This window comes from Aquimarina agarilytica ZC1 (assembly GCF_000255455.1).
Lineage (GTDB): Bacteria > Bacteroidota > Bacteroidia > Flavobacteriales > Flavobacteriaceae > Aquimarina > Aquimarina agarilytica.
Window position 1 is genome coordinate 86487 of the sequence record NZ_JH621257.1, and the last position, 23924, is coordinate 110410.

Consider the following 23924-nt stretch of genomic DNA (forward strand, 5'->3'; position numbering starts at 1 on the left):
CTTTATTATTGTGTTCCATCACCAACAACCAAATCGATTACCGATGTTTTTCTTAAAAAACCTTCTGGTTTTACTATTTCTCCTTTATGCTGTAATTCCAATACCATATCGCGAGCAATATCTGGTCTGTATATAATTTTACCTATCTTAAATCCTAAAGCTTTCAAAGTTGGCTCTGCTTGCCTTCTGGTTTTTTGAATTACATTGGGCACCATGATCTTTCTATAATTAGAAGGATTTAATACCAAATATATTTTTCTATTCTCCTTTACAAAACTTCCTGCTTTTGGGTTTTGCTCAATAACCGATGATGGTGGATAGGAAGGATTAAAATTAGCCGAATCCTGTACTTTTGCTGTTAAATTTGAAGCCTCCAATAAGTCGGATGCTTTTTCTAAGGTTAACTTTTCCAAATCTGGAACTGCTATTCGTTGATCGTGATTAGTCTTATAATCCAACCATTGTAAGCCTAAAAAACAAATCAACCCAATAGCTATCAATGCGAACAACAATTGATACAAAAAAGCTTTACTGTATAAAAAGCGAAAAAAACTCATATTTTAATTTTGAACAAATATACTAAAAGCTACCTCGGTTAAAAACACCAACTAATGATCTATTATTCTAAAGTAATCGTATATTTTTGTATCTGTATTACAAAAATGACATAAACTTTATTTATGAAAAAAAATATTGCCATTTTAATGGGAGGATACTCCAGTGAACATGAAATTTCTATAAAAAGTGGACAAATTGTATACGCCCATCTTTCTAAAAAAAAATACAACACTTATCGCATTGTCATAGACAAAAATGAATGGTATTATTTAAATGATGCTGAAGAGAAAATAACCGTAGATCGTTCTAATTTCACTATTCAAATTGATTCTGAAATCATTGAATTTGATGCAGCTTTTAATACTATTCACGGTACTCCTGGCGAGGACGGTTTATTACAAGCCTATTTTGAATTATTGAATATACCACAAACAAGTTGTGATCATTACACTGCCGCTATCACTTTTAACAAAAGAGACTGCATTAGCATTTTAAAAGCTTATGGCATTCCTGCCGCTACTAATTATTTTATAAATAAAAACGATACTATTCACATTGACGAAATTATTGATCAAGTGGGGTTACCTTGTTTTATAAAAGCCAACAGATCTGGTAGTAGTTTTGGTGTACTAAAAGCCCATACAAAAGAAGATATCCTACCAGCATTAAACGAAGCTTTTTCGGTAGATCATGAAGTCATTATTGAATCTTTTTTAAGCGGTACTGAAATTTCTGTAGGTGTTGCTTGTTTAAAAGGCAAACCAAGCGTGTTAGGCATTACTGAAATTGTTACTGAAAATGACTTTTTTGATTATGAAGCTAAATATCTTGGTAAATCTGAAGAAATTACTCCTGCACGATTGACTCCTGAACAAAACAAAGAAGTAGAAGCTTTAACATTAAAAGTGTACAAAGCTTTAAATATGAAAGGCTTTTCGCGAACTGATTTTATTTTTAACAACGGAAAACCTTACTTTTTAGAAATTAACACCAATCCAGGCTTGAGCGAAGCTAGTATTTTACCGCAACAAGCCGTTAAAAAAGGAATTTCATTAGCAGAGTTATTTGCCAATGAAGTTGAAGAATGTCTTAGATAGTTGACAGTTGACTGTTGACTGTTGGCTGTTGACTGTTGGCTGTTGGCTGTTGGCTGTTGACTGTTGGCTGTTGGCTGTTGGCTGTTGGCTGTTGGCTGTTGGCTGTTGGCTGTTGGCTAAAGTCAATGACTTATGCTACATCTTTATTGTTTTTTTTTAGAAAAAATTTTCCCATATAGTTTACAACTTATAATATGTTTGCTTTAATCCGCATAAAAAAACTTATTCACATTCAAAGTATAACTAAAACTTTGTACTTTGTAGGCATTACTTAAGATTTAAAAAACACAAAAAATGCGCAAAGCTATATTCCCTGGTTCATTTGACCCACTTACTTTAGGACACTATGATATTATATCAAGAGGTGCTGAATTGTTTGATGAATTAGTGGTGGCTATAGGAATTAACGCATCCAAAAAATATATGTTTTCCCTTGAGGAGCGCGTGGATTTTATTAAAAAAGCCTTTGCCGATAAAAAAAATATCAGCGTGGTTACTTATACTGGACTTACCGTTGATTTCTGTAAAGAAATTGATGCCAAATTCATTTTAAGAGGACTACGAAATCCTGCTGATTTTGAATTTGAGAAAGCTATTGCACACACCAATAAAGTCCTCACCGATATTGATACGGTATTCTTACTTACCTCGGCAAAAACTTCATTTATTAGCAGTAGTATTGTCCGTGATGTACTTAGAAATAATGGTGATTATACAGTTTTAGTTCCTGATACGGTTAGGAAGAAATAATTTTTACATTAAATTACTGAATTATTTCTTTTAACGACTGCGGCTTAAGTCTATCTTATTTTTTTAAAGTTAACATGATTCTTAACAAACCTATAGAATAAAAGAACAATACATTAAACCATTTGATATACAATATTGTATGGGGAATGAAAGTTTTTAATGTTACATTTATAATCTAACTCAAAAACATCACTCCCATGAAATACTCAAAATATTTAGTTACATCAGCACTAACACTTAGTTTTTTAATAGCTTGTTCCAGTGACGATGGAAATAACGCAACACCAGAAGCACCTACGGAAACACCTACCGATTCCGGAAATACTGACAAACCAGAAACTAATGATCCATCTGGTGATACAGATAAACCAACAAATGATGACAATAGCGTACTCAACTTCCCTATTGATAGTACAAGAAAAACAGTAGTCATTCAGGCAGAAACTGCAACACTTAATACCGATTGGCAATTAAAAACAACTATTGATGGCTATAATGGCACAGGCTACATTGTTTGGGAAGGCCCCGATTTATTTTGGAGAGAAAAAATTCAAACCTCAAGTGCTTTAAAATATAATGTACAAATAGATGAACCCGGTACTTTTGAATTTAAATGGAGGTCTGTTGTAGGCAAAGGCTCTAATACTACAGAACACAACGACACTTGGCTAAAAATTCCTGATGCCGATGATTTTTACACCTATGTTAATAGGGACTTTGTTTTTAATGGAAAAAAAGATGATCAAGGAAAAAAAATTGAAATTAAACTAACAAATGCTCCTGGTAAGTTTTACCCAAATGGTTCAGAAAAAACACCAACAGGTATCGCTGGCGAAAACAAACAAGGCTACATGAAAATATTTATGAATAGCGCTAATTGGACAGAAATCGCATCAACATGGGATCATAATGGCTTCAGAGTATTTGCCGAATTTAAAAACAAAGGAACATATACCATAGAAATCGTTCCTAGGTCTAGTTTTCATGCTATAGATGAATTTAAACTTATTCCTATTAAAGAAAATTAACAATTTCACCCCTAAAAAAGAAAACATTTCAATAAAACAATCGCCTGATTATTAAATCAATAAATAACACTTTCATAACAAAATCTTATTCAATTGTGTAACAATATGTTAAAGTAATTTTGTTAAATTCATACTAAATAAGGCTTTTTTTCTGCCTTTTGTAAGTATTAATTTAAAACAGATTACCAAGAACAAAATTTTACACATTAAAAATGAACAAAATTAACCAACACTTTTTAGCAAGCCTGCTAATGGCTTGCTATGCCTGCACATCTTTTGCCCAAGAAATTAGCTTTAACGCTATCGGCTTACAAGGTGAATCCATTAACAATCCAACATCCTTAGATTTTGGACCCGACGGTAAATTGTATGTATCACAACAAAATGGTGATATTTTGCAATATGACATTACAAGAAATGATGCTCCATTAGGTCAAGGAGTTTTTTCCACTTCGACCACCAACGTTATTGACATTGTTAAAACCGAAGTACCTAACCACACTGATGATGGTGTGCTTACTACAGTTAAGCTTAGACAAGTTACTGGAATACTAACAGCTGGAACCGCAGCAAATCCAGTAATTTATGTCTCTTCTTCGGATAACCTTATCGGAGGTGGCGGTAGCGGAAATGACAAAAATTTAGATACCAACTCAGGTGTTTTATCCAAACTTACTTGGGATGGTAGCTCTTGGAATAAAATCGATTTAGTTCGAGGCTTACCACGTTGCGAAGAAAACCACAGTACTAATGGTATGGATATTTTTGAAAAAAATGGAAATACCTTTTTATTACTTCAGCAAGGCGGACACACCAACAAAGGAGCACCTAGCAATAATTTTGTAGGAACTCCCGAATATTATTTATCGGCAGCGCTACTCATTGTCAACCTCACACAGTTAGAAAGCATGACTGTGTACTCCGATCCTAGAACAAATACAGATTATGTATATGACTTACCCACATTAAACGATCCTAATAGAGATGACATTACCAATTCGGATAGTAGATTCCCTTATCCACTAGGTCACCCTATGTATAATGCTACCATTGATGTTGGCGATCCTTTTGGAGGTGACGACGGATTTAACCAAGCTATTCCAGAAGCTGGTGGACCTGTTCAAGTTTTCTCTTCCGGTTACAGAAATGCTTATGATGTAGTAATTACTGAAAATGGAAATATTTACACCTATGACAATGGCCCCAATACAGGCTGGGGAGGTATTCCTTTAATTTACGACTCCAATGACCAAAATATAGGTGATGAAAGTACTACCACATACAATCCAGAAAATGGCGATTATGTAACAGGAGAATTTAATGAATCGGGAAGTACCGGATCTGGAGATTCTTTACATTTTGTGGGTACCATTGATGACCCAAATGGCACCTACTACGCGGGGCATCCTAATCCTATCAGAGCATTCCCATCTCGTGCAGATATTGTAGACTATCAAAACATTGGAGGTACTTGGCAGGAAATTGACAGAAACAATTTAGCCACTAGCCTCATTGGAATTTCTGGCTATTTCCAAAGTAGCTTTGATATTACCGATTTTCCCGATGATGACCGACAAGGCGCCTATGATGTGACCGATACTACAAATACGGATATTCGAATTTTAGATGTAATCAACTCTTCTACCAACGGTATTTGTGAATATACCGCTTCTAATTTTTCCAATCAATTACAAGGAAACTTATTTGCCGCTTCATTTAATGGAAATATCACTCGATACGCACTATCAGACACTGGTGACTCACTTGAAGAAAAGGAAGTTATTTTTAGTGGATTTGGATCAATTCCCTTAGATATTATAGCTTTACCTGACTCACATCCCTACGCAGGAACAATATGGGCAGTCACTTATGGAGCCGATGACATTACTATTTTTGAACCTTCGGAATCTGGCAACTGTATCCTCCAATCAAATCCAGATTTTGATCCCACCGAGGATTATGATGCCGATGGCTTTACTAATCAAGACGAAATAGATAATGGCACCAATTTTTGTTCTGCAGGTAGTTTCCCGCAAGATAATGACAATGACAACATCTCGGATTTAAACGATAACGATGATGATAATGATGGTATTTTAGATGTAAATGATGCTTTTGCTATTGACCCCAATAATGGGACTACTACAAATTTACCTATCCGATATTCTTTTTTTAACAATGACCCCGGAACAGGCTTTTTTGGATTAGGTTTTACAGGCTTAATGCTTGACCCATCGGGAAACACAGACTATTTAACTCAATTTGATATTGATAACTTGTCTTTTGGGGGTGCAGCAGGAAAAGCGTCTATTGATTTAGTTTCGGATGGTGACCCTATTAGAACTGTCAACAATCAAGATAATGCTTTTCAATTTGGAATTAATGTAGATACCAACTCCCCTACTTTTACGATACACACTAAAGTTGAATCTCCTTTTTTTGGTGTCAATGGAATTGGTACTTTCCCTATTAATTTTGCTTCAGTTGGTTTGTATATCGGTAATGGAGACCAGGACAATTATATTAAACTAGTCATTTCCAACGGAACTAACCCTTCAGATAGTATCTATGGATTAGAAGTACTAAGAGAAGAAGACTCAAATAATGTACAAAGTCAACGATTCAATATTCCTAACATTTTAGCAGGTAATGCGGTTGAACTTTTTTTCACTGTTATTCCAAGTGATCAAACCGCTCAACCTTACATTAGTATTGATAATGGAAATACTATTCAAAAAATAGGAAATCCTATTAATTTACCTGATAGCTTTTTATCTCCTACAGATGATCAAGGAATGGCAGTCGGTATCATATCAACTTCATTTGGTCAGGCCCCAGAATTTTCTACAATATGGGACTTTATGCATATTAGCGAAAGTACACCCGATGTTTTAAAACCTGATAGTGAAATTGTCGATTTTGGTTTAGTAAATACTAACGATGGTAATATTTTACGAAATATATCAATTTCTAATTTAAATGACCCGAGTGAAGGAAGTGTAAACATCACCTCAATAAATATCATTGGTGACAACAATACTATTTTTGAGACTGAAATTACAACACCACTAATTGTTCCTGTTGACGGAGAAGTTATCATCCCCGTAAAATTAAACCCTAACAATAGTCTTACTGGTGTAAAAAATGCACAATTAGAAATCAATTATACCGGGAGCACCACTCCTTTACTTATTAATTTAACAGGTATTATTGAAAACGAAGCTCAACCACTGGTTCGGATTAATAGTGGTGGTAGCGCTATAACTAATTCGCAATTAAACTGGGAATCAAATGCTATTTCTGGAGCCTCATCTAATTCCATTTTTTCTGTAAATACGGGGCTTATTTTTAATGCTACTTTTTCCTATGCCGAAAGAAACCCTTCTATCCCTAGCTATATTGATGAAACTACTTTTAATTCTATTTTTGATCAAGAAAAATTTGACGCTAATGCTTCTCCAGAAATAGAATACCAAATACCTATAGCTAATGGTGATTATGTAGTTAACTTTTACTTAGGAAACACCTATAGTGGCGCTAATCAAATTGGACAGCGTATTTTTGATTTACTTTTAGAAGGAAGTGAAGTAAAGACCAACCTAGATTTAGTCGCTACCTTTGGACATCAAGTTGCTGGAATGTTAAGTTTTCCTGTAAGTGTATCCGATAACATTCTCAACATTGGTTTTGCACATAAAACCGAAAATCCACTTATTAATGCGATTGAAGTAGTTGTCCCAATAACACAAATTACCCCATTACATATAGCTACCTTACCCAATTTAACGAACACGAATTCGGATGAAGTAGTTATACATATAAGCGCTACAGGTGGATTAATTGGTCAGGCTTATCAATATGAAATTTCGGGCCAGCCCAATGGCATTGAAATTGACCCTAATTTAGGAACAATTTCGGGTAGTTTAAATGATTCTCCAGGGCTATATTCTGTAACATTAACGGCCAAACAAGAAAACGCCGCTACAGTATCAAGCTCCTTTACTTGGGAGGTGCTCGATGAAAATTTTTCTTGGACAAATAAAAATGAAGATGAAAACTATACTGCACGACATGAATGTTCTTTTGTTCAAGCCGGAGAAAATTTTATTTTATTTGGAGGAAGAGAATCTGCTGAAAAAATAGAAGTATACGATTACACTAACGACTCTTGGTCTGAAGGTGGCAGCGCGCCACTCCCGTTTAATCACTTTCAAGCGATTACGCACCAAGGTTTAGTTTGGGTAATAGGTGCTTTTAAGACCAATAGTTTCCCTAACGAAATTCCTGCCGAAAATGTGTATATGTATAATCCAGCTTCTGAACAATGGATTAAAGGTTTTGAAATACCTGAAAGTCGCCGTAGAGGTGGTGCTGCTTTAGTTGTTCATAACAACAAATTTTACATTATTGGAGGAAATACCATTGGGCATAATGGTGGCTATGAACCATGGCTAGATGTTTATGACCCAGAACAAGGAACATGGACCATATTAGATGACGCACCTCATGCTAGAGATCATTTTCAAGCCACAGTAATTAACAATAAAATATACGCTGCTGGCGGAAGACATTCTGGAGGGCCTGGAGGTACATTTGGACCGTTAATCCCAGAGGTTGATGTTTACGATTTGATCACAGACACCTGGTCCACTTTAGATACTAGTAATAATTTGCCAACTCCCAGAGCAGCAGCAAGTGTTGTCAATTTTAACGGACAAGTATTTGTTATTGGTGGGGAGGGTACACAGCCTGGCCCAGCCTTTTCAACCGTTGAAGCCTATAATCCTTTGACAAATACTTGGAGCACAAAAAGCAGCTTAAACAATCCACGACATGGAACTCAAGCCATTGTTTCGGGTAGTGGTATTTTTACCCTTGGCGGCTCACCAAATCGTGGTGGTGGAAATCAAAAAAACATGGAAGTTTACGGTGCAGATGCTCCGATCGGAACTCCATTAAGCGCTAGTAGTATTCAATCCGATAGTGAATTAAATTTCACCTTTAACACTAATGAGCCTAGCATTGACTTAGCAATTTCATTACAAAATACAGGAGGAAATACCGCTACCTACTTGAATAACGTCACAGTATCTGGAACTGGTTTTTCTTTAAATGAAGCTACTAATAATATATTAATTGAAGCTTCTGGCGAAAAAACAATCAATGTAACATTCACAACAACTAATTTACAAAGCGCTACTGGTATATTAAGCTTAGAAATAGACAATAACTTCATTGAAATTCCAATAAATGGATCAATTAATAATCTGATTACTAGTACTACTTCCGCAAAACAATTAGCTGTAAACTTAAACACAATAGCGGATACCGATTTAAAAGTATTCCCTAATCCATCAAGTGATTATTTAAAAATTGAATTTAACCAAGCAAATGATTCCATAGTAAAAGCTACATTATTTGACATGCAGCAAAAACTTATTTCAACTGCTAATTTTAACAAAAATAATGCTATTGAAATGTCATTAAAAAACATTCCTAGTGGCTTATATTTTATAAATATTCTACTTGAGTCTGGTGAAACGCTAATTAAAAAGCTTGTAGTAGACTAAGCTGCAAACAAAAAAGTCATACGATTTAAGCACAAAAAAAAGGAGTAATCAAATTTGGTTACTCCTTTTTTCTTCTCAGCTTTTCTACTTCAAAGCCTTAGCCATTACATGATATCTTGGATCTTCAACGCTCTCTTCAATTACCTCTTCAAATATAGGCGAAGCTTTTCGCATTAAATCTTTACATTCCGTGCTCAAGTGTTTTAATGTCACTTTTTTTCCTGCTTTTTCATATTTACCTACTAAAACAAAAATAGCTTCCAAAGCTGAGTGGTCAGCTACTTTAGCCTCCATAAAATCAATTTCAACATGCTCCGGATCACCATTTACATCAAACTTGGAGTTAAAACTCTGGATACTTCCAAAAAATACCGATCCCCAAATTTCATAAACCTTAACACCATTCTCTTTAATAATACGATTCACCCTAACACGCTTAGCACTTTCCCAAGCAAATACTAAAGCCGAAATAATTACCCCTGCCAATACTGCTATGGCTAAATCGACAAAAACAGTAATTGTAGATACTGCAATTAATACAAAAGCATCTGATTTTGGTATACGTTTTAAAATTCGGAAACTACTCCATGCAAAGGTTTCAATAACCATCATAAACATCACACCTACTAATGCGGCTATAGGCACCATCTCAATATACGTATCTGCAAACAATATAAATACTAATAAAGTTACTGCCATTACAATACCCGATGCACGTCCACGACCTCCCGAGTTGATATTAATCATTGTCTGCCCAATCATTCCGCAACCGGCCGTTCCTCCAAACAATCCACTTACTATATTGGCAGCTCCTTGTGCCACACATTCCCGATTTCCATTTCCTCTAGTTTCTGTAATTTCATCCACTAAATTCAATGTCATCAAAGACTCTATTAAACCTACCGCCGCAGCTAAAGCTGCATAAGGTAAAATAAACGTAAACGTATCTAACGCAAGTGGCAAGTGTTCCCACAATTCTAAATTAGGTGTAGGGAATTTACCTTTTAATCCAGCTCCACCACCTTCTCTAATATATGATCCTACGGTGGTTACATTAATATTTCCAAATATTTTAATTAAGGATACAATTAAAATCGCTGTTAATGCTGCTGGTAATTTTTTAGTGTATTTAAACTTAGGCAAGAAATAAACTAATGCCATTGTTAATGCCACCAAACCAATCATACTATATAATTCTGCCCCTTCCATTATAGTAGCAACTCCAGCTGGTGTTTTATGAAAAAACATTTTCAATTGTGCCAGGAAAATTACAATGGCTAAACCATTCACAAACCCCATCATTACTGGGTGTGGAATTAAACGAACAAAACGCCCTAATTTAAATAGCCCTGCAATAATTTGAATGATTCCCATTAAAATAACAGTCGCTAATAAATAAAAATACCCCATGTTTTCGACCGGTATATCAAAGGCTAAACCTCTTTTATTTCCGTCAATCAGCAAATGAATAAGCACCACTGCTACTGCTCCAGCCGCTCCAGATATTAAGCCGGGTCTACCTCCAAAAATGGCCGCTATCAAACCTACCATAAATGCTCCCGACAAAGCCACCAAAGGATCAATCCCAAGAACAAAAGCAAAAGCTACCACCTCTGGGATCATAGCTAATGAGGTGGTAATCCCCGCTGTAATATCATTTTTAATTCCTGCAGAATTTGTTTTAAAATACTGTTTCACAATATGTATTTATTGAATTATTGACCTAAAAGCATCATAAAATTATGCGCCTTTTTTAAAAGTGCAAAAGTACGGCTTTAAAACGAATTAAATAAGCCTTAGTTTTATCAATGAATTCGACAGAGCAAGCTATGTTAAACTTAGTCAACCTACTACAAATTTTTATCTTTTTCAATTTCCCACATTATAGCATCAATTTTTTTCTGGTACTTTTTTACTCTTAATTTATCCTGTAATGGAAAAACCAACGTGCCAATTATCAAAAAGGTGAAATATACTGCTGCGCTAAAAAAAAACCGCTTGCAAGTACCCTCCACCTAGCTTTTCCACAACAGTTTCGGAATTCCCTACGCACGTTGTATCCTGCCCATAAAAAGGAGCAATAAATGAAAAACCAATTCCAAACAAAACAAACGACAACATATTTTTTTTAAAATAATTAGCGTCTTTTTTTAGCATTTCTATTTTTGCCTTATAAACAATTATTCTGTTTTCTTGATAAGCCGTCATATTAATCAAAATATTCCATTGGAAACAACTCTTTAATTGCTCCGTAGGTGTTTTCTAATGCTTTTTTACTCTTTTTAAATGATTTCCACTTCACCTTTGTAATACCTTCTTCTTCTTGAGGCAATAGTACACCATCAAAATCACTAAACATTTCAAACCAATAGGTCAACTTTAGTTTATAAGAACCATTACGCTTATATACATGGTATGTTTTTTTTATAAAATCTCCCAAAATTAAATTCTTAACCCCTGTTTCCTCCTCTACTTCACGTAGTGCTGTTTGTGTTATAGATTCCTTTTTCTCTGCCTTACCCTTGGGTAAATCCCATTTATCATTACGATAAATAAATAATATTTTTCGTTCGGCATTATATACCTTACCCCCTCCAGCTAATACAACAGGTAATTTTTTATGCAAAATTTTCAAAAGTCTATCCTCCTTTTTATGATATAGGTGATATTTCAGCTCGGGATGCACTAAAAGCTTTTGTATGATTTCAATCATATTCGCTTTTTTTATATTTATTTTAATATGCTCGTCAGAAATACAAGACTCACAGGACAGGATAATTGCTGAATTATTGACAAAAACTTTATACATTTGCGACTATGATTTTTGATATAGAAACTGCCAAAGAAACCGCAGCTCAATTGCTGCAAATTAATGCAATTAAATTACAACCACAAGCCCCTTTTACATGGGCATCTGGATGGAAATCGCCAATATATTGTGATAACCGAATTAGCCTTTCTTTCCCAGAGGTTCGTAACTCAATTAAAAACAAATTTGCTGCTGCTATACGTAAGCAATATCCAAATGCCGAAGTAATCGCTGGTGTAGCAACTGGTGCGATAGGGATTGGTATGCTAGTTGCCGACGCACTAGATCTTCCTTTTATATACATTAGACCCGAGGCCAAAAAGCACGGGAGACAAAATCAAATTGAGGGTATTGTTCCCGAAGGTAAAAATGTAGTGGTTATTGAAGATTTAATTAGCACAGGAAAAAGTAGTCTTTTAGCTGTTGAAGCGCTAAAAAAATGTAATGCTAACATGTTGGGTATGGTTGCTATTTTTAGTTACGGCTTTCAAATAGCTGCCGACAATTTTGCTGCCGCAGAAGTAACACTACACACACTTAGTAATTACGAAAACTTAATCATATTAGCTCAGGAAGCCAATTATATTTCCACTGAAGAAGCTGAAACATTACAAAATTGGCGAACCAACCCTTCTGAGTGGGGTAAATAAATTAGTTTTGCCTACCGCGTTGCTAAAGCAACTCATTGAGTCAATATAAAAAACACAAAAAATAGCATGAATTTAGAAAGTCCTAAAGTTTGCATTAGCAAAAACACACAAGAGGTATTTGATTTTTTAACCAAAGTTGAAAATTTTGAACAAATAATGCCTGAAAGCAAACAAAAGTTTGAAAAACTTAGTGATGAAAAATTCTTATTTCAATTAAAAGGAATGCCCGAAATTGTATTGAAACAAAAAGAGCAGATTTCACCAAGTAAAGTTGTTCTTGGGGCAGCTAGTGATAAACTTCCGTTTACGCTTACAGCAAACATCGAAGCAATTAACGATAATGAAACCGAAACTCAGCTTATTTTTGATGGTGAATTTAATGCTATGATGGCTATGATGATTAAAAAGCCCATTCAAAATTTTATAACTGCTTTAGCTGAAAATTTAAAAAACATTTAGAATATACAATATTAAAGTATGCTTCAAGTTCCATTTGCACACATAAATGGAACTTGTTCTTTTTTTACAGACCTTGTTTACCTATTAATTAGTACTTCAATTCAATTTGTTTTAAATCGTAGGTATTTATGCAATCGTCTTCCTCCAATACAAGCAACAACCCATTGTCGGTAACTCCTTGAATAATCCCTACAAATTCTTTATCCTGTACCACAAAAGTGGACGGCTTTTTATAACGAAACATTGCATTCTCAAAATTTTGTTTCACTTTTATAAAATCTTTAGACGTATAATTTTCAAGAAACTCCTCCAAACTCGCTAAAATTTGCATGAGCAATTCTTCTAGCGAAAGCGAAATTCCTAATATATTTTTTACAGACGAAGCTTTGGGTAAATTACTAAAGTCTTCTTGATTTACATTTAACCCAATTCCGATTACGGTTTCGGACAAAACGCCGTTTTGGTAACTACTTTCAATTAAAATACCACCAATTTTTTTATTTACTGACAAAATGTCGTTTGGCCATTTAATCCTTAATTGAGGTAAATTGTATTTTTCTAGCACATTTTTTACCGTTAGGGCAGTTAACATATTCAATACAAATGCAGCTCTACCTATCTCTTCATTAACAAAAAAAAAGGCACTAAACGTTAGATTTTTACCTGCTTCGGTTACCCAAGTTGTCCCCCGCTGTCCTTTTCCATCTGTCTGTGTTTTTGCCCAAACACAGGTTGGATTAGTAATACTTTTATTGCGTAAAACTTCTTTTAAAAAACTATTTGTAGATGGTATGGCATCAACTTTGATTATTTTCATGAAAATTTATAGACTTTTGCTTGTATAAAGAAGGTGTTAAAAAGCCAAAAAACAATAACTTTGTTATAACTAATAAAAAATGGTTTTATTTTTTTTATAATACCGTAAATTAGCAGATGAACTATAAATCATCAACTGAACACAATTTCTTAAATTTGCATCAACAATGCAAGTAAGGATTAAAAAAAATTGAATGTCGAAACAAGAAAAAAACAATGATTTGTTAATTGCACAAGTCATTAAAGGTATTGAGGAAGTAAAAGGGCAAGACATTACCATACTTGATTTAAGAGAAATTGAAAATACAGTATGTGATTATTTTATTATTTGCAATGGTACATCCAACACACAAGTAAATGCTATTGTTGGCTCTGTTCAAAAAACTGTTAGCAAGGCATTAAAAGACAAACCTTGGAATATTGAAGGTACAGATAATGCTGAATGGGTACTTATGGACTATATTAACGTTGTGGTACACGTTTTCCAAAAACACATTAGAGAAACTTATAATATTGAAGAGCTTTGGGGTGATGCAAAGAGCACACTCATTGAAACAAATTATTAAAAAATTAGCTAAAAAAATATATGGCAAATCAGCCCAAAAAATCAGATTTAAATAAAAAACCAAAATTTAACTCCTATTGGATAATAGCTGTAGTTGTTTTAGGTTTTTTAGCTATTACCTTTTTTGAAGGTGACTTAGCTGGAAAAAACGAAATTTCACCGTCCGAATTTCAAACTTACCTTAAAGAAAAAGAAGTTGATAAAGTTGTCATAGTTAATCGCAGGATTGCTAAGGTTTTTTTAACAACCGAAGCTAAACGACTTGAAAAACACAAAAAGAAAAATGGAAACTCTTTTCTAAATACTGCTTCGGGCAAAGAAAGAGCGGATTATCAATTTGAGTTTGGTGATTTACAAAACTTTGAAAACACCATTAATCAAATTAAATCTTCAAACAATATAAATACTCCTGTTCAATACAATAGTGAATCAAATGTATGGGGTGATTTATTAATTTCATTATTGCCGTTTGCTCTTATTATAGGAGTATGGATCTTTATCATGCGTCGAATGAGTGGCGGCGGTGGCGGAGGCCCTGGTGGTCAAATTTTTAATATTGGAAAATCAAAAGCTAAACTTTTTGATCAAAATACCGATGTAAAAACTTCCTTTGAAAACGTAGCTGGTCTAGAAGGAGCTAAGGAAGAGGTTCAAGAAATTGTAGATTTTTTAAAGAATCCAGAAAAATACACCTCACTAGGAGGAAAAATACCTAAAGGTGCATTATTAGTAGGTCCTCCAGGAACTGGAAAAACATTATTAGCAAAAGCTGTTGCCGGCGAAGCTAAAGTGCCTTTCTTTTCATTATCTGGATCTGATTTTGTTGAAATGTTTGTTGGTGTTGGTGCTTCACGTGTTCGTGATTTATTTAAACAAGCCAAAGACAAATCACCTGCAATTATTTTTATTGATGAAATTGATGCCATTGGTAGAGCTCGAGGAAAAAACAACATGTCAGGATCTAATGATGAGCGAGAAAATACCCTTAACCAACTATTAACCGAAATGGATGGTTTTGGAACCAATACTAATGTAATTGTTATTGCCGCTACTAACCGTGCCGATGTTTTAGATAAAGCTCTTATGAGAGCGGGTCGTTTTGATAGACAAATTTATGTTGACCTGCCTAATTTAAATGAAAGACGTGCTATTTTTAAAGTACATTTAAAACCACTTAAAAAGGCCGACAATTTAGATATCGAATTTTTAGCTAAACAAACTCCAGGCTTTTCTGGAGCGGACATCGCTAATTTATGTAATGAAGCTGCACTTATTGCTGCTCGAAAAGGAAAGAAAAATGTTGGCAAGCAAGACTTTTTAGATGCTGTTGACCGTATAGTTGGAGGACTTGAAAGACGTAGTAATTTATTTTCTCCCGAAGAAAAGAAAACCATTGCTTACCACGAAGCTGGTCACGCAACCGTAAGTTGGTTTTTGGAACATGCAGATCCTTTAGTCAAAGTTACCATTGTACCTAGAGGAAGATCACTAGGTGCTGCTTGGTATTTACCACAAGAAGCTCACATTACACGAACTAATAAATTTTTAGACGAAATTTGTGTTACCATGGGGGGGCGTGCCGCTGAAAAAATAATGTTTAATCAAATATCTACTGGAGCATTAAGCGACTTAGAAAGTGTAACCAAAAAAGCAAAAGCTATGGTTATGATATATGGTTTAAACGAAAAAGTAGGAAATATCACCTATTATGACCCTGCTGGAGAAAGTGGATTCCTAAAACCATACAGTGAAAAAACTGCCGAATTGATTGATGCCGAGATAAAAGACATTATTGAAACTCAATTTCAACGTGCTATTGACTTACTAGAAACACACAAAGAAAAAATGACTCAACTTGCAGAAGTTTTACTTGATAAAGAAGTCATTTTCAAAGATGATTTAGTAGAAATTTTTGGAGAAAGACCTTTTAAAAAGGAAAATCCAATAACTATTGACGTTGAAGCTAATAGCGGTGAAGAAAAATAGAAATAAGAATCAAGCCTTTTTATCGTTAGTAGTAATGTATATACTGCAATCAATTATAAGTAAAGCAATATGAGTCTGTTTAAAAGACTTTTTTCGTCACGCAATAAACCTCAAAAGGAGGAGGACGACTCATTTTCAACAAGCAAGTATATGCCTGAAAATGAACTTCCTGTTGATGAACAGTTTATGCTTAACTTTAGAGAAAAAGGCGGCAAGTTTTTATATTGTGAAAACGAAAAAGAAGCCTTTGAAACATTTGATCATATTTTATTAGAAAACGAATGGCACAACAGTGAAATTTGTTGTTTTGAAGAGGATTTACAAAAGCAATTTTCAGATTTTAACTTAAACTTTTCTAAAAAAGTTAATACTAACGTTTATTTTGCATCCTGCGAGTACCTAATTGGAAATAGCGGCGGTATATTAGTCTCTTCGAATCAATTAAAAGAAAAAAAGTTAGGAGAACTACCCGATAATTTTATTATTATCGCCTACACCAGTCAATTAATAAATACTATTAGTGAAGGCTTAAAAGGAATAAAGAACAGAAAAAACAATTACATTCCTACGAATATCACTACTATTCAATTGTTTGAAGCTCAAAAAGAAAACAATTTTTTGACCTATGGAAGTAGCGCAAAAAATCTATACCTACTTTTAGTAGAAGACCTATAGCATGAAAGAACTATACACCAGAGCACTTTCTGGCTTTATTTACGTATGTATTCTCATTGGATCTATATTACTCCATAAATACTCCTTTTTAGCCGTTTTTTTTATATTCTCGCTAATTTGTTTGTATGAATTTCAACGTTTAATTCATTTCAAGAAAGTCTTTCTATATATTATTCTTGTCGCAGGCTTTGCCGCTACTCACTTTATTAAAATACCTTTATCTATTACCTGGTCATTTTTATTTATTTCCTTATTTGTCCAATTACTTTTATTAAAAGACCTACTTTTTATAAGGATCATCCCAATGTTCGAAAAAAAGAAATACATAGTGAGTATTTTTTATTTAATTAGCTGCTTTTTCTTTTTAACATTAATCCCCTTTGATCAATTCAGAAACTATCAACCTATATACCTCATAGGTTTATTAGTGCTAATATGGGTTAATGATTCCTTTGCCTATTTGACAGGTAAAAATTTTGGAAAGCATAAATTATACTCAAAAATATCACCAAAAAAAACCATTGAAGGCTTCATAGGTGGGTTTATAGCTGCAATTATAGGAGGAATTTTAATTTCATATTTCTCAAAATCTTTATCCTTATTACACTGGATAGCCATAGCTTCAATAGTAAGTATCTTTGGAACTATTGGTGATCTAATTCAATCTAAATTTAAAAGACAAGCAGGTGTAAAGGATAGCGGAAAAATAATGCCTGGTCATGGAGGCATATTTGATCGCCTTGATAGTATTTTATATGCCAGTCCTTTTGTATTTTTGTATTTACAAATAATTACATATGTTTCATAAAGAAGGTTACAAAATCATTACAATAACATTAATTTTAGTTTCGGCATTAGCCTTAACTACTCATTTTTTTATTGATAATACGATACTAAAAGGTATACTATATGCTATAGCTGCCTTTTTCTTAATAATTATCCTTCAATTTTTTAGAAACCCTAAACGTAATACAAAAATTGATGACAACACTGTTGTATCCCCTGTAGATGGGAAAGTTGTTGTGATAGAAGAAGTTTTTGAAAAAGAATTTTTTAAAGAAAAAAGAATACAAGTATCTGTATTTATGTCTCCCATTAATGTACATGTCACTAGAAACCCTATAGGAGGCAAAGTTCTTTTTAGCAAATATCACCCAGGTAAATTCTTAGTTGCTTGGCACCCTAAAAGCTCGGAAGAGAATGAACGTACCACAGTTGTTATTGAAAATTCAAAAATTAATGTGCTTTATCGTCAAATTGCAGGTGCATTAGCAAAAAGAATTGTAAATTATGCTAAAGAAAACACAACTGTAGCACAAGGCGCCGATAATGGTTTTATAAAATTCGGATCTAGAGTAGATGTTTTTCTACCACTAGGCACAAAAATTAATGTCAATTTAGAAGATAAAGTTCGAGGTGGTGAAAGTGTGTTAGCAACTGTAAGTAAGTCAAGCTAATTAATGGATAGTCAAACAATACATATTACATTTTTAAAAGCGGTAGATGAAGCAAATAACTACCCTAAGCTACTCCCTACTGATATCAAGTTACAGTTTTATGCTTATTACAAACAAGCCACAGAAGATTCGGGCCTTTATCGCCCCTCAGATGAAATAGAACTTAGGAATGCCTTTAAGGTAAATGCACTATTACAAGTCAGAGGCTTAAGTAAAGACGAGGCTAAACTAGGGTATATTGAACTAGTAAAAACATACCTTAGATAACCCCTATATGCAACAACAGTAATTTTACACCTTTTCTTCTAATTCTTCTAACTTATTACCTAAGTCAGCTAACATTCCTATAAATGGAATTACCTGTCTCCCAAGATCCGTTAATGAATATTCTACTTTAGGAGGAATTTCCGGATATACTTTTTTGTGTAAAATATTTACTTTTGATAAATATTTTAGTTCCTGATTAAGCATTTTCTCGCTAATTTCTGGTATTAATTTCTTCAATTCACCATACCTCAACATGTCCGCTCCAAAGAATTGACCAATAATTAACAATTTCCATTTTCCACCAATAACGTCCAAAGATTTACGAACTGGGCAGGTATCTATTAATTTTTTTTCTTTTTTTTCCATTTGTTATCGCCTGATTATCAGTAAAACCAACCAAAAGGTATGTACCCTACCATTAAGTAAGTACTTGATTTAACGAAAGTTATATATTAAATTGAATCATCAATTAATCTCAAAATGACTTAATTATGAAGGAAATTTTAATAATAAGTCCCTTCTCCCTACAAGGTACGTATGTAGAGAAGAATCTACAAAAAAAAGATCAAAATGTTCATGAAGATGTTAAAAATGTTAAAGAATCTTTTTTAACAAACAACTTTTTCAATGAAAAAAAACTTGATCAACTCTATCAATTAAGAAATGAATTATCGAAAGTAAACTGTCTATACTTTGTAATCACTAAGCAAATATTGCACAAGGATTTTAATGATTATTTCATCAATCTAATTATGGCTATTCATCATGCCCGGCCAGAGTATATAATTATTGACACCACTATATGCAAGCACATTTATAGTTCTGAATGTAAAGAGATTATTCAAATGATTACTAGCGTTTTCAAAGAAAATCAACTCCCTGTCATTCAACTAAAAAAAGATAGTAACACCAATAAAAAAACACTTCATTTTTCCTGTTCATCTACTTCTTCCATAGATGAAAAAATAATTTTCAAAGTCCACAAGTATGCCAAAAAGATATTTTTTATAAAAAATCAAATAATGAATCCAACTGATTTACTTGTACCAATAGCTACTCAACCAAACAAAAAAACATTTGATTGGCATAATCACTCATACAACTTAAACTAACCTAAATAAACTAAAATTATGAATTTTATAAACACAGAAAGCCTAACCTTAGAAACAACAAGTATAAAAGACTATACGAAAACTCCAATACTTCAAAAAAACAAAAAAAAGAAAATTGAAATTATTTATGGTTATGAGCCATTATGCGGATGGTGTTATGGTTTTTCAAATGAAATAACCGCTGTAATCTCTGATTTAAAATCTATAGCTGATTTTAAACTTGCTAATGGTGGAATATTTGCTGGATTTAGAAGCTTAAAAATGGGATACATCAGCCAGCATATTAAAAATAACATGAAAAATGTAAGCGATCGCTCTGGCCGCATATTTGGAGAAAAATTTATAAAACTATTAGCAAACGACAACTATAGTTACGATTCAAAAAAAGCTTCCATTGCAGTAGCTATAATGAGAGAAATATACTCTGAAGGGGCTTTTGAATTTGCTTCGGATATACAAACTGCTTTTTTCCAGTACGGTAAAGATATTCAATCGGATACCACATACATTGAACTTTTAGAAGATTACCCTATTGATAGCGATTACTTCATTAGTCGATTAAACAGTAAAATAGAAGCCGAAAAAATAGAATTAGAATTCTTAAACACGCAAATACTAGGATTTGAAGGCTACCCGGCATGTGCCATTAAAGTAAATGGTCATACCGAAATTTTGAATCAAGGATACTTAGATGCCTCACAAATTATATCAAAAATCTTATACAAAATGGAGGAACTAAATTATTCTACACCCATTTAAAGTAAGCCATAGCCCCCACCTATAAATCTATTTAACTAACCAAATAACATTATTAACACATGTAACAAAAAGAGAACAACATAGCTAAACTAACTAGAATGAATACTACAATATATAGCCCCTCGCATAATTATATCAAGTATGCAGAACAAACTAACGCTCAAAATGGACATGAAAATCTAGGCTTTTTATCATTCGAAAGGGGCTTTATGCCTCTATTAAATCCTATTTCCAATCTGCCCTATCCATTTAATTTATGGGACAAAATAGCTTCGGACTTACCCAAGCATTATAAAAATCAAACATTAAGAGTTTCTATACAAAAAATGGAAGTTTTAGATGCCGAAAATTTGAATGACAAATATTTATGTCGAGCATCAATGCTAATGAGTATACTTGCTCATGCCTACGTAAGAAATGAAAGAAATGAAGATTTAAATATTCCTGAATCAATTACTATACCATGGAAAATAATTACTAAAAGATTAAAAAGACCTCAACCTTTTCTATCATATATCGATCTTATAATATATAATTGGAAACAAAAAAAGATAAATGATAAATTTGAACTAGAAAACCTTGAATTACTAACACCAACAGTCAACAATCAAGAAGAACAGGTTTTTTACCTTACTCAAACTGAAATTGCTTTTCAAACGAATAAAATTATAAAGCATATCGTAAACATTCAAAATGCTATTATTCAAAATGATAAACGAACTGTTATTGATAGTTTGCTGGTATTAAAAAAAATCCTACTAAATGTAACTGAAAATAGTTTTTTAAAAATCAACCCAAACCCTAGAAGCAAAACATATGTTGACCCAATTGTATGGGCAAAAACAGTAGCTCCTTTTGCCGTACCTATAAAAGAGGGAGTGCAAGGTCCTAGCGGAACATCTTCCCCATTTTTCCACTTAATTGATACCTTTATCGAACGTGCAAAGTATGACACAATTCTGGGAAAAGAAGCTTTGTTTATTAGAGAATGGTATCCCGAACATTGGCGTAATTTTTTAAATGCTGTTGAAAAAGTATCAATAACTAATTTTATAAAAGAACAAAATGACGAAGAATTAAATGGCGCTTTTTATTCATTTATAGAGAGTTATTCTGGAGATAATGGATTTTTAGGCGTACATCGAAGAAAGGTTTATGGGTACTTACAAATGGCCTTTAAAGTTGGAAGGTCCGTTACTATAGGTGGTTTCAGTGGACTTTTTAAAGAAAGAACTTGGGAGGAAGTTGATGACGAACTTGAAACCACTCGCTTAGAACGATATGCCAAAAAGCAACTAAAATGCCCTTTTGGTTTTGTTTCAAAAAGAACAAAGAGTCCTTCAAAAAACATCACTAAAGTAGCACTTGACATTAAAAACAAAGGAATCACTTACCGATCTGGTGACCGCTGTGCTATAGTCCCTAAAAACGATAAAGCAACAGTTCATAAAATAATTAAACTACTAGACTTAACAGGAAAAGAACCCATTATACTTAATGATGAATGGAAAAATTATTTTAACACCTACTATAACAAAGAAATTGAACAAGTTACAATCTATGAAATACTACTATCTGCTAAAATCAATAATGTAAGCAGCATTCTATCGCTTTGCCCACATTTAAAATTATTTTTTAAATTAGATCCAAATTCACAACAAATTTCATTAGTAGAATTAGTCGAAAAATTAGTTGCTTTTTCTTCTAACGTATCTCAAATGCTTTTACCTCATTTTATGGATTGCCTCCATCCCGAACAAGAAAGGATGTATAGTATATCTTCTGATTTTGATAAAAATAAAATTGAATTGACGATAGGTAATGCAGAAACTACTATTGGAAACAAAATACACAAAGGGGTTTGTTCCCATTTTTTAACTAATGAAGAGTTAGATCATAATTCACAAATACCCATTAATATCGTTAGACCACTTAGGTTTTCATTACCTAATGACATAAAAAACAAAAGCATTACACTTTTTGCTGCCGGATCTGGTATTGCTCCATTTAGAAGCTTCTGGATGGAATTAAAACGAAAAAACAAACTACAACAGTTATCTATTTTTTATTGCGTAAAACACCTCGATGATATTATTTTTAAAAACGAACTAAAAGAACTCTTTTTAACACATGGAATCGATTTAAATATTATAATTACTAGAGATCACTTAATTTTAGACAAAGAGCAATCTATCTCAAAAAATGAACTTATTTTTTCAGGTATACCTAACAGAAAAATTGATTACATCATTTTACAAGAACAACATGCTTCAAAAATTTACAAGCATATTGCTCCTAAAGATAAAAATCGTGAAGGCCTATTTTACACTTGTGGTAAAGCTGGTTTTGCACTATCAATACTAAATTGTATTAAGCATATTATAACTAAACATACACCAAATAATAAGGATGCTAAAGAACTTCTCTATTCCTTATTTTCGGAAAATAGATACATGCAGGATGTGTTTACCTCTCCTAATTTTATAAAAAACGATAAATCTCGAAACTATTACATTTCAGATATAGTAAACAAGAATAATGATAAAAATGGTTATTGGCTTTCTATAAATGATAAAGTGTATGATGTTACTGAATTTAAAGAAATTCATCCCGGTGGGGATAAAATCATTATTGATAATAGCGGAAGAGATGGTACTCATGAGTTTAAAAAAGCGAACCATAATTCTTCAAAAGAAATCGAATCTCTTTTAAGTATGTACTGTATTGGTAATCTTAAAAAGGTGGAATTACCCAATAACTTAAAAAACCAATACAACCAATGGTTGAAAGCTTTACAGCTCTGCACAGAAATGTTAAATACTTTTGTCGCTGATTTTTCTTTCAAAAACAGAAAAACAACCATATTATGTGGAGCTAATGAAAAAACCCCTTACAAAGTGGCATTAATGGTGGAAAATCAAAATCGATTTTTAACCGAATATGTTAAAAACATTCATGAAATAATCCAACAACTTTATGGAAAACAATATTATTTCCAAAATATTATCACGCTAATTGACAAGGCCGTTGAATCTACAAAAAATGTATGTGATATCTATTCTTTAAAAAAATTAACTATTGAAGATAGTTGGGATAAACTTACCCAACAAGAAGCTCAAAATAAATCACTTTTAGAATTAGTTCAAAAGCTTTTATGGGACGGCTTAAAATTCTTTGAATCGTATGAATCGAATCTAGATAGTATACACCAAATAGCGATGAAAAATTTGTTTGAACTATTCAAAAAAGAACTAAGGCTAATACCTAAAACCGTTTTTGATGACAAAAAAACTGTTTTAACATTACATTAAGTTGAGCTTTGTTAATTAACCCGCAGATGATCCTTACTTAAGAATAATCAACTAA

Annotated in this window: 22 protein-coding genes; 15 read left to right on the forward strand and 7 right to left on the reverse strand. The window is 33.1% G+C overall.

The genetic code is table 11. The features are described from left to right. Nucleotides 1-5: 5 nt before the first annotated feature. Nucleotides 6-557 carry a PASTA domain-containing protein gene (locus KQA_RS0208690; RefSeq protein ID WP_010180151.1) on the reverse strand — a complete coding sequence of 184 codons (552 nt, stop codon included), beginning with the start codon at nucleotides 555-557 and terminating at the stop codon, nucleotides 6-8. A 123-nt stretch (nucleotides 558-680) separates the two neighbouring features. On the opposite strand from KQA_RS0208690, the gene KQA_RS0208695 reads away from it, so the two are divergent. Next, nucleotides 681-1655, forward strand: a complete 975-nt coding sequence (locus KQA_RS0208695) for a D-alanine--D-alanine ligase (protein WP_010180153.1) — start codon at nucleotides 681-683, stop codon at nucleotides 1653-1655. On the opposite strand, the gene KQA_RS20525 is transcribed toward KQA_RS0208695, so the two are convergent. Continuing rightward, nucleotides 1620-1781 carry a hypothetical protein gene (locus KQA_RS20525; protein WP_198283112.1) on the reverse strand — a complete coding sequence of 54 codons (162 nt, stop codon included), beginning with the start codon at nucleotides 1779-1781 and terminating at the stop codon, nucleotides 1620-1622. The genes KQA_RS0208695 and KQA_RS20525 overlap by 36 nt on opposite strands. 168 nt (nucleotides 1782-1949) lie before the next feature. Between KQA_RS20525 and coaD the strand changes: the two genes are divergently transcribed. From coaD to KQA_RS0208710, 3 genes are all read left to right on the forward strand, one after another. Continuing rightward, nucleotides 1950-2405 (forward strand): pantetheine-phosphate adenylyltransferase, encoded by a 456-nt coding sequence (gene coaD / locus KQA_RS0208700; RefSeq protein ID WP_010180155.1) that lies wholly within the window; start codon nucleotides 1950-1952, stop codon nucleotides 2403-2405. A gap of 197 nt (nucleotides 2406-2602) precedes the next feature. Then, complete coding sequence (locus tag KQA_RS0208705; protein WP_010180156.1) at nucleotides 2603-3433, forward strand: hypothetical protein; 831 nt, start codon at nucleotides 2603-2605, stop codon at nucleotides 3431-3433. Between the two features lie 212 nt (nucleotides 3434-3645). Continuing rightward, entirely contained in the window at nucleotides 3646-9003 is a 5358-nt protein-coding gene (locus tag KQA_RS0208710; RefSeq protein WP_010180159.1) for a Kelch repeat-containing protein, read from the forward strand. A gap of 84 nt (nucleotides 9004-9087) precedes the next feature. On the opposite strand, the gene KQA_RS0208715 is transcribed toward KQA_RS0208710, so the two are convergent. The 3 genes from KQA_RS0208715 to KQA_RS0208725 all read right to left on the reverse strand — a co-directional run bounded on the left by KQA_RS0208715 (nucleotide 9088) and on the right by KQA_RS0208725 (nucleotide 11812). Then, nucleotides 9088-10701: a SulP family inorganic anion transporter gene (locus tag KQA_RS0208715; protein ID WP_010180161.1), complete on the reverse strand. Its 1614-nt coding sequence runs from the start codon at nucleotides 10699-10701 to the stop codon at nucleotides 9088-9090. 285 nt (nucleotides 10702-10986) lie between these two features. Beyond that, nucleotides 10987-11211, reverse strand: coding sequence for a hypothetical protein (locus KQA_RS0208720; RefSeq protein ID WP_157366628.1), 225 nt, complete (start codon nucleotides 11209-11211; stop codon nucleotides 10987-10989). 1 nt (nucleotide 11212) lies between these two features. Then, on the reverse strand, nucleotides 11213-11812 hold the full coding sequence (locus KQA_RS0208725) for an NUDIX hydrolase (RefSeq protein WP_029209528.1): 600 nt from the start codon (nucleotides 11810-11812) through the stop codon (nucleotides 11213-11215). Nucleotides 11813-11820: 8 nt separating this feature from the next. Between KQA_RS0208725 and pyrE the strand changes: the two genes are divergently transcribed. Both pyrE and KQA_RS0208735 read left to right on the forward strand, forming a co-directional pair. Continuing rightward, nucleotides 11821-12462 (forward strand): orotate phosphoribosyltransferase, encoded by a 642-nt coding sequence (gene pyrE / locus KQA_RS0208730; protein ID WP_010180166.1) that lies wholly within the window; start codon nucleotides 11821-11823, stop codon nucleotides 12460-12462. Between the two features lie 66 nt (nucleotides 12463-12528). Then, complete coding sequence (locus KQA_RS0208735; protein WP_010180167.1) at nucleotides 12529-12921, forward strand: hypothetical protein; 393 nt, start codon at nucleotides 12529-12531, stop codon at nucleotides 12919-12921. A gap of 88 nt (nucleotides 12922-13009) precedes the next feature. Here the strand turns inward: KQA_RS0208735 and KQA_RS0208740 are convergent, their stop codons facing one another. Next, a complete protein-coding gene (locus KQA_RS0208740) occupies nucleotides 13010-13738 on the reverse strand; it encodes a biotin--[acetyl-CoA-carboxylase] ligase (RefSeq protein WP_010180169.1) in 729 nt (242 codons plus the stop codon). A gap of 193 nt (nucleotides 13739-13931) precedes the next feature. On the opposite strand from KQA_RS0208740, the gene rsfS reads away from it, so the two are divergent. From rsfS to KQA_RS0208770, 6 genes are all read left to right on the forward strand, one after another. Further along, nucleotides 13932-14303: a ribosome silencing factor gene (gene rsfS, locus KQA_RS0208745; RefSeq protein WP_010180171.1), complete on the forward strand. Its 372-nt coding sequence runs from the start codon at nucleotides 13932-13934 to the stop codon at nucleotides 14301-14303. A gap of 20 nt (nucleotides 14304-14323) precedes the next feature. After that, nucleotides 14324-16288, forward strand: coding sequence for an ATP-dependent zinc metalloprotease FtsH (ftsH, locus tag KQA_RS0208750; protein WP_010180173.1), 1965 nt, complete (start codon nucleotides 14324-14326; stop codon nucleotides 16286-16288). Nucleotides 16289-16357: 69 nt separating this feature from the next. Continuing rightward, a complete protein-coding gene (locus KQA_RS0208755) occupies nucleotides 16358-16963 on the forward strand; it encodes an LUD domain-containing protein (protein ID WP_029209529.1) in 606 nt (201 codons plus the stop codon). 1 nt (nucleotide 16964) lies between these two features. Next, a complete protein-coding gene (locus tag KQA_RS0208760; RefSeq protein WP_029209530.1) occupies nucleotides 16965-17771 on the forward strand; it encodes a phosphatidate cytidylyltransferase in 807 nt (268 codons plus the stop codon). Next, complete coding sequence (locus KQA_RS0208765; RefSeq protein ID WP_010180179.1) at nucleotides 17761-18420, forward strand: phosphatidylserine decarboxylase family protein; 660 nt, start codon at nucleotides 17761-17763, stop codon at nucleotides 18418-18420. Before KQA_RS0208760 ends, KQA_RS0208765 begins: the two co-directional genes overlap by 11 nt. 3 nt (nucleotides 18421-18423) lie before the next feature. Continuing rightward, the gene (locus KQA_RS0208770; protein WP_010180182.1) at nucleotides 18424-18687 is read left to right on the forward strand and encodes an acyl-CoA-binding protein; all 264 of its coding nucleotides are present in this window, start codon (nucleotides 18424-18426) and stop codon (nucleotides 18685-18687) included. A 24-nt stretch (nucleotides 18688-18711) separates the two neighbouring features. Here the strand turns inward: KQA_RS0208770 and KQA_RS0208775 are convergent, their stop codons facing one another. Continuing rightward, nucleotides 18712-19053, reverse strand: coding sequence for a winged helix-turn-helix transcriptional regulator (locus KQA_RS0208775; RefSeq protein ID WP_010180183.1), 342 nt, complete (start codon nucleotides 19051-19053; stop codon nucleotides 18712-18714). A gap of 125 nt (nucleotides 19054-19178) precedes the next feature. Between KQA_RS0208775 and KQA_RS0208780 the strand changes: the two genes are divergently transcribed. The 3 genes from KQA_RS0208780 to KQA_RS0208790 all read left to right on the forward strand — a co-directional run bounded on the left by KQA_RS0208780 (nucleotide 19179) and on the right by KQA_RS0208790 (nucleotide 23869). Next, nucleotides 19179-19799, forward strand: coding sequence for a hypothetical protein (locus tag KQA_RS0208780; RefSeq protein ID WP_010180185.1), 621 nt, complete (start codon nucleotides 19179-19181; stop codon nucleotides 19797-19799). An 18-nt stretch (nucleotides 19800-19817) separates the two neighbouring features. Continuing rightward, complete coding sequence (locus KQA_RS0208785) at nucleotides 19818-20558, forward strand: DsbA family protein (protein WP_010180186.1); 741 nt, start codon at nucleotides 19818-19820, stop codon at nucleotides 20556-20558. 98 nt (nucleotides 20559-20656) lie between these two features. After that, the gene (locus KQA_RS0208790; protein ID WP_010180188.1) at nucleotides 20657-23869 is read left to right on the forward strand and encodes a cytochrome b5 domain-containing protein; all 3213 of its coding nucleotides are present in this window, start codon (nucleotides 20657-20659) and stop codon (nucleotides 23867-23869) included. Nucleotides 23870-23924 lie beyond the last annotated feature (55 nt).

What these genes read in the sequence shown, in the direction of transcription:
- KQA_RS0208690 (WP_010180151.1), bottom strand. Translation starts at nt 557, where the DNA reads ATGAGTTTTTTTCGCTTTTTATACAGTAAAGCTTTTTTGTATCAATTG.
- KQA_RS0208695 (WP_010180153.1), top strand. Translation starts at nt 681, where the DNA reads ATGAAAAAAAATATTGCCATTTTAATGGGAGGATACTCCAGTGAACAT.
- coaD (WP_010180155.1), top strand. Translation starts at nt 1,950, where the DNA reads ATGCGCAAAGCTATATTCCCTGGTTCATTTGACCCACTTACTTTAGGA.
- KQA_RS0208705 (WP_010180156.1), top strand. Translation starts at nt 2,603, where the DNA reads ATGAAATACTCAAAATATTTAGTTACATCAGCACTAACACTTAGTTTT.
- KQA_RS0208710 (WP_010180159.1), top strand. Translation starts at nt 3,646, where the DNA reads ATGAACAAAATTAACCAACACTTTTTAGCAAGCCTGCTAATGGCTTGC.
- KQA_RS0208720 (WP_157366628.1), bottom strand. Translation starts at nt 11,211, where the DNA reads ATGACGGCTTATCAAGAAAACAGAATAATTGTTTATAAGGCAAAAATA.
- KQA_RS0208725 (WP_029209528.1), bottom strand. Translation starts at nt 11,812, where the DNA reads ATGTATAAAGTTTTTGTCAATAATTCAGCAATTATCCTGTCCTGTGAG.
- pyrE (WP_010180166.1), top strand. Translation starts at nt 11,821, where the DNA reads ATGATTTTTGATATAGAAACTGCCAAAGAAACCGCAGCTCAATTGCTG.
- KQA_RS0208735 (WP_010180167.1), top strand. Translation starts at nt 12,529, where the DNA reads ATGAATTTAGAAAGTCCTAAAGTTTGCATTAGCAAAAACACACAAGAG.
- KQA_RS0208740 (WP_010180169.1), bottom strand. Translation starts at nt 13,738, where the DNA reads ATGAAAATAATCAAAGTTGATGCCATACCATCTACAAATAGTTTTTTA.
- rsfS (WP_010180171.1), top strand. Translation starts at nt 13,932, where the DNA reads ATGTCGAAACAAGAAAAAAACAATGATTTGTTAATTGCACAAGTCATT.
- ftsH (WP_010180173.1), top strand. Translation starts at nt 14,324, where the DNA reads ATGGCAAATCAGCCCAAAAAATCAGATTTAAATAAAAAACCAAAATTT.
- KQA_RS0208755 (WP_029209529.1), top strand. Translation starts at nt 16,358, where the DNA reads ATGAGTCTGTTTAAAAGACTTTTTTCGTCACGCAATAAACCTCAAAAG.
- KQA_RS0208760 (WP_029209530.1), top strand. Translation starts at nt 16,965, where the DNA reads ATGAAAGAACTATACACCAGAGCACTTTCTGGCTTTATTTACGTATGT.
- KQA_RS0208765 (WP_010180179.1), top strand. Translation starts at nt 17,761, where the DNA reads ATGTTTCATAAAGAAGGTTACAAAATCATTACAATAACATTAATTTTA.
- KQA_RS0208770 (WP_010180182.1), top strand. Translation starts at nt 18,424, where the DNA reads ATGGATAGTCAAACAATACATATTACATTTTTAAAAGCGGTAGATGAA.
- KQA_RS0208775 (WP_010180183.1), bottom strand. Translation starts at nt 19,053, where the DNA reads ATGGAAAAAAAAGAAAAAAAATTAATAGATACCTGCCCAGTTCGTAAA.
- KQA_RS0208780 (WP_010180185.1), top strand. Translation starts at nt 19,179, where the DNA reads ATGAAGGAAATTTTAATAATAAGTCCCTTCTCCCTACAAGGTACGTAT.
- KQA_RS0208785 (WP_010180186.1), top strand. Translation starts at nt 19,818, where the DNA reads ATGAATTTTATAAACACAGAAAGCCTAACCTTAGAAACAACAAGTATA.
- KQA_RS0208790 (WP_010180188.1), top strand. Translation starts at nt 20,657, where the DNA reads ATGAATACTACAATATATAGCCCCTCGCATAATTATATCAAGTATGCA.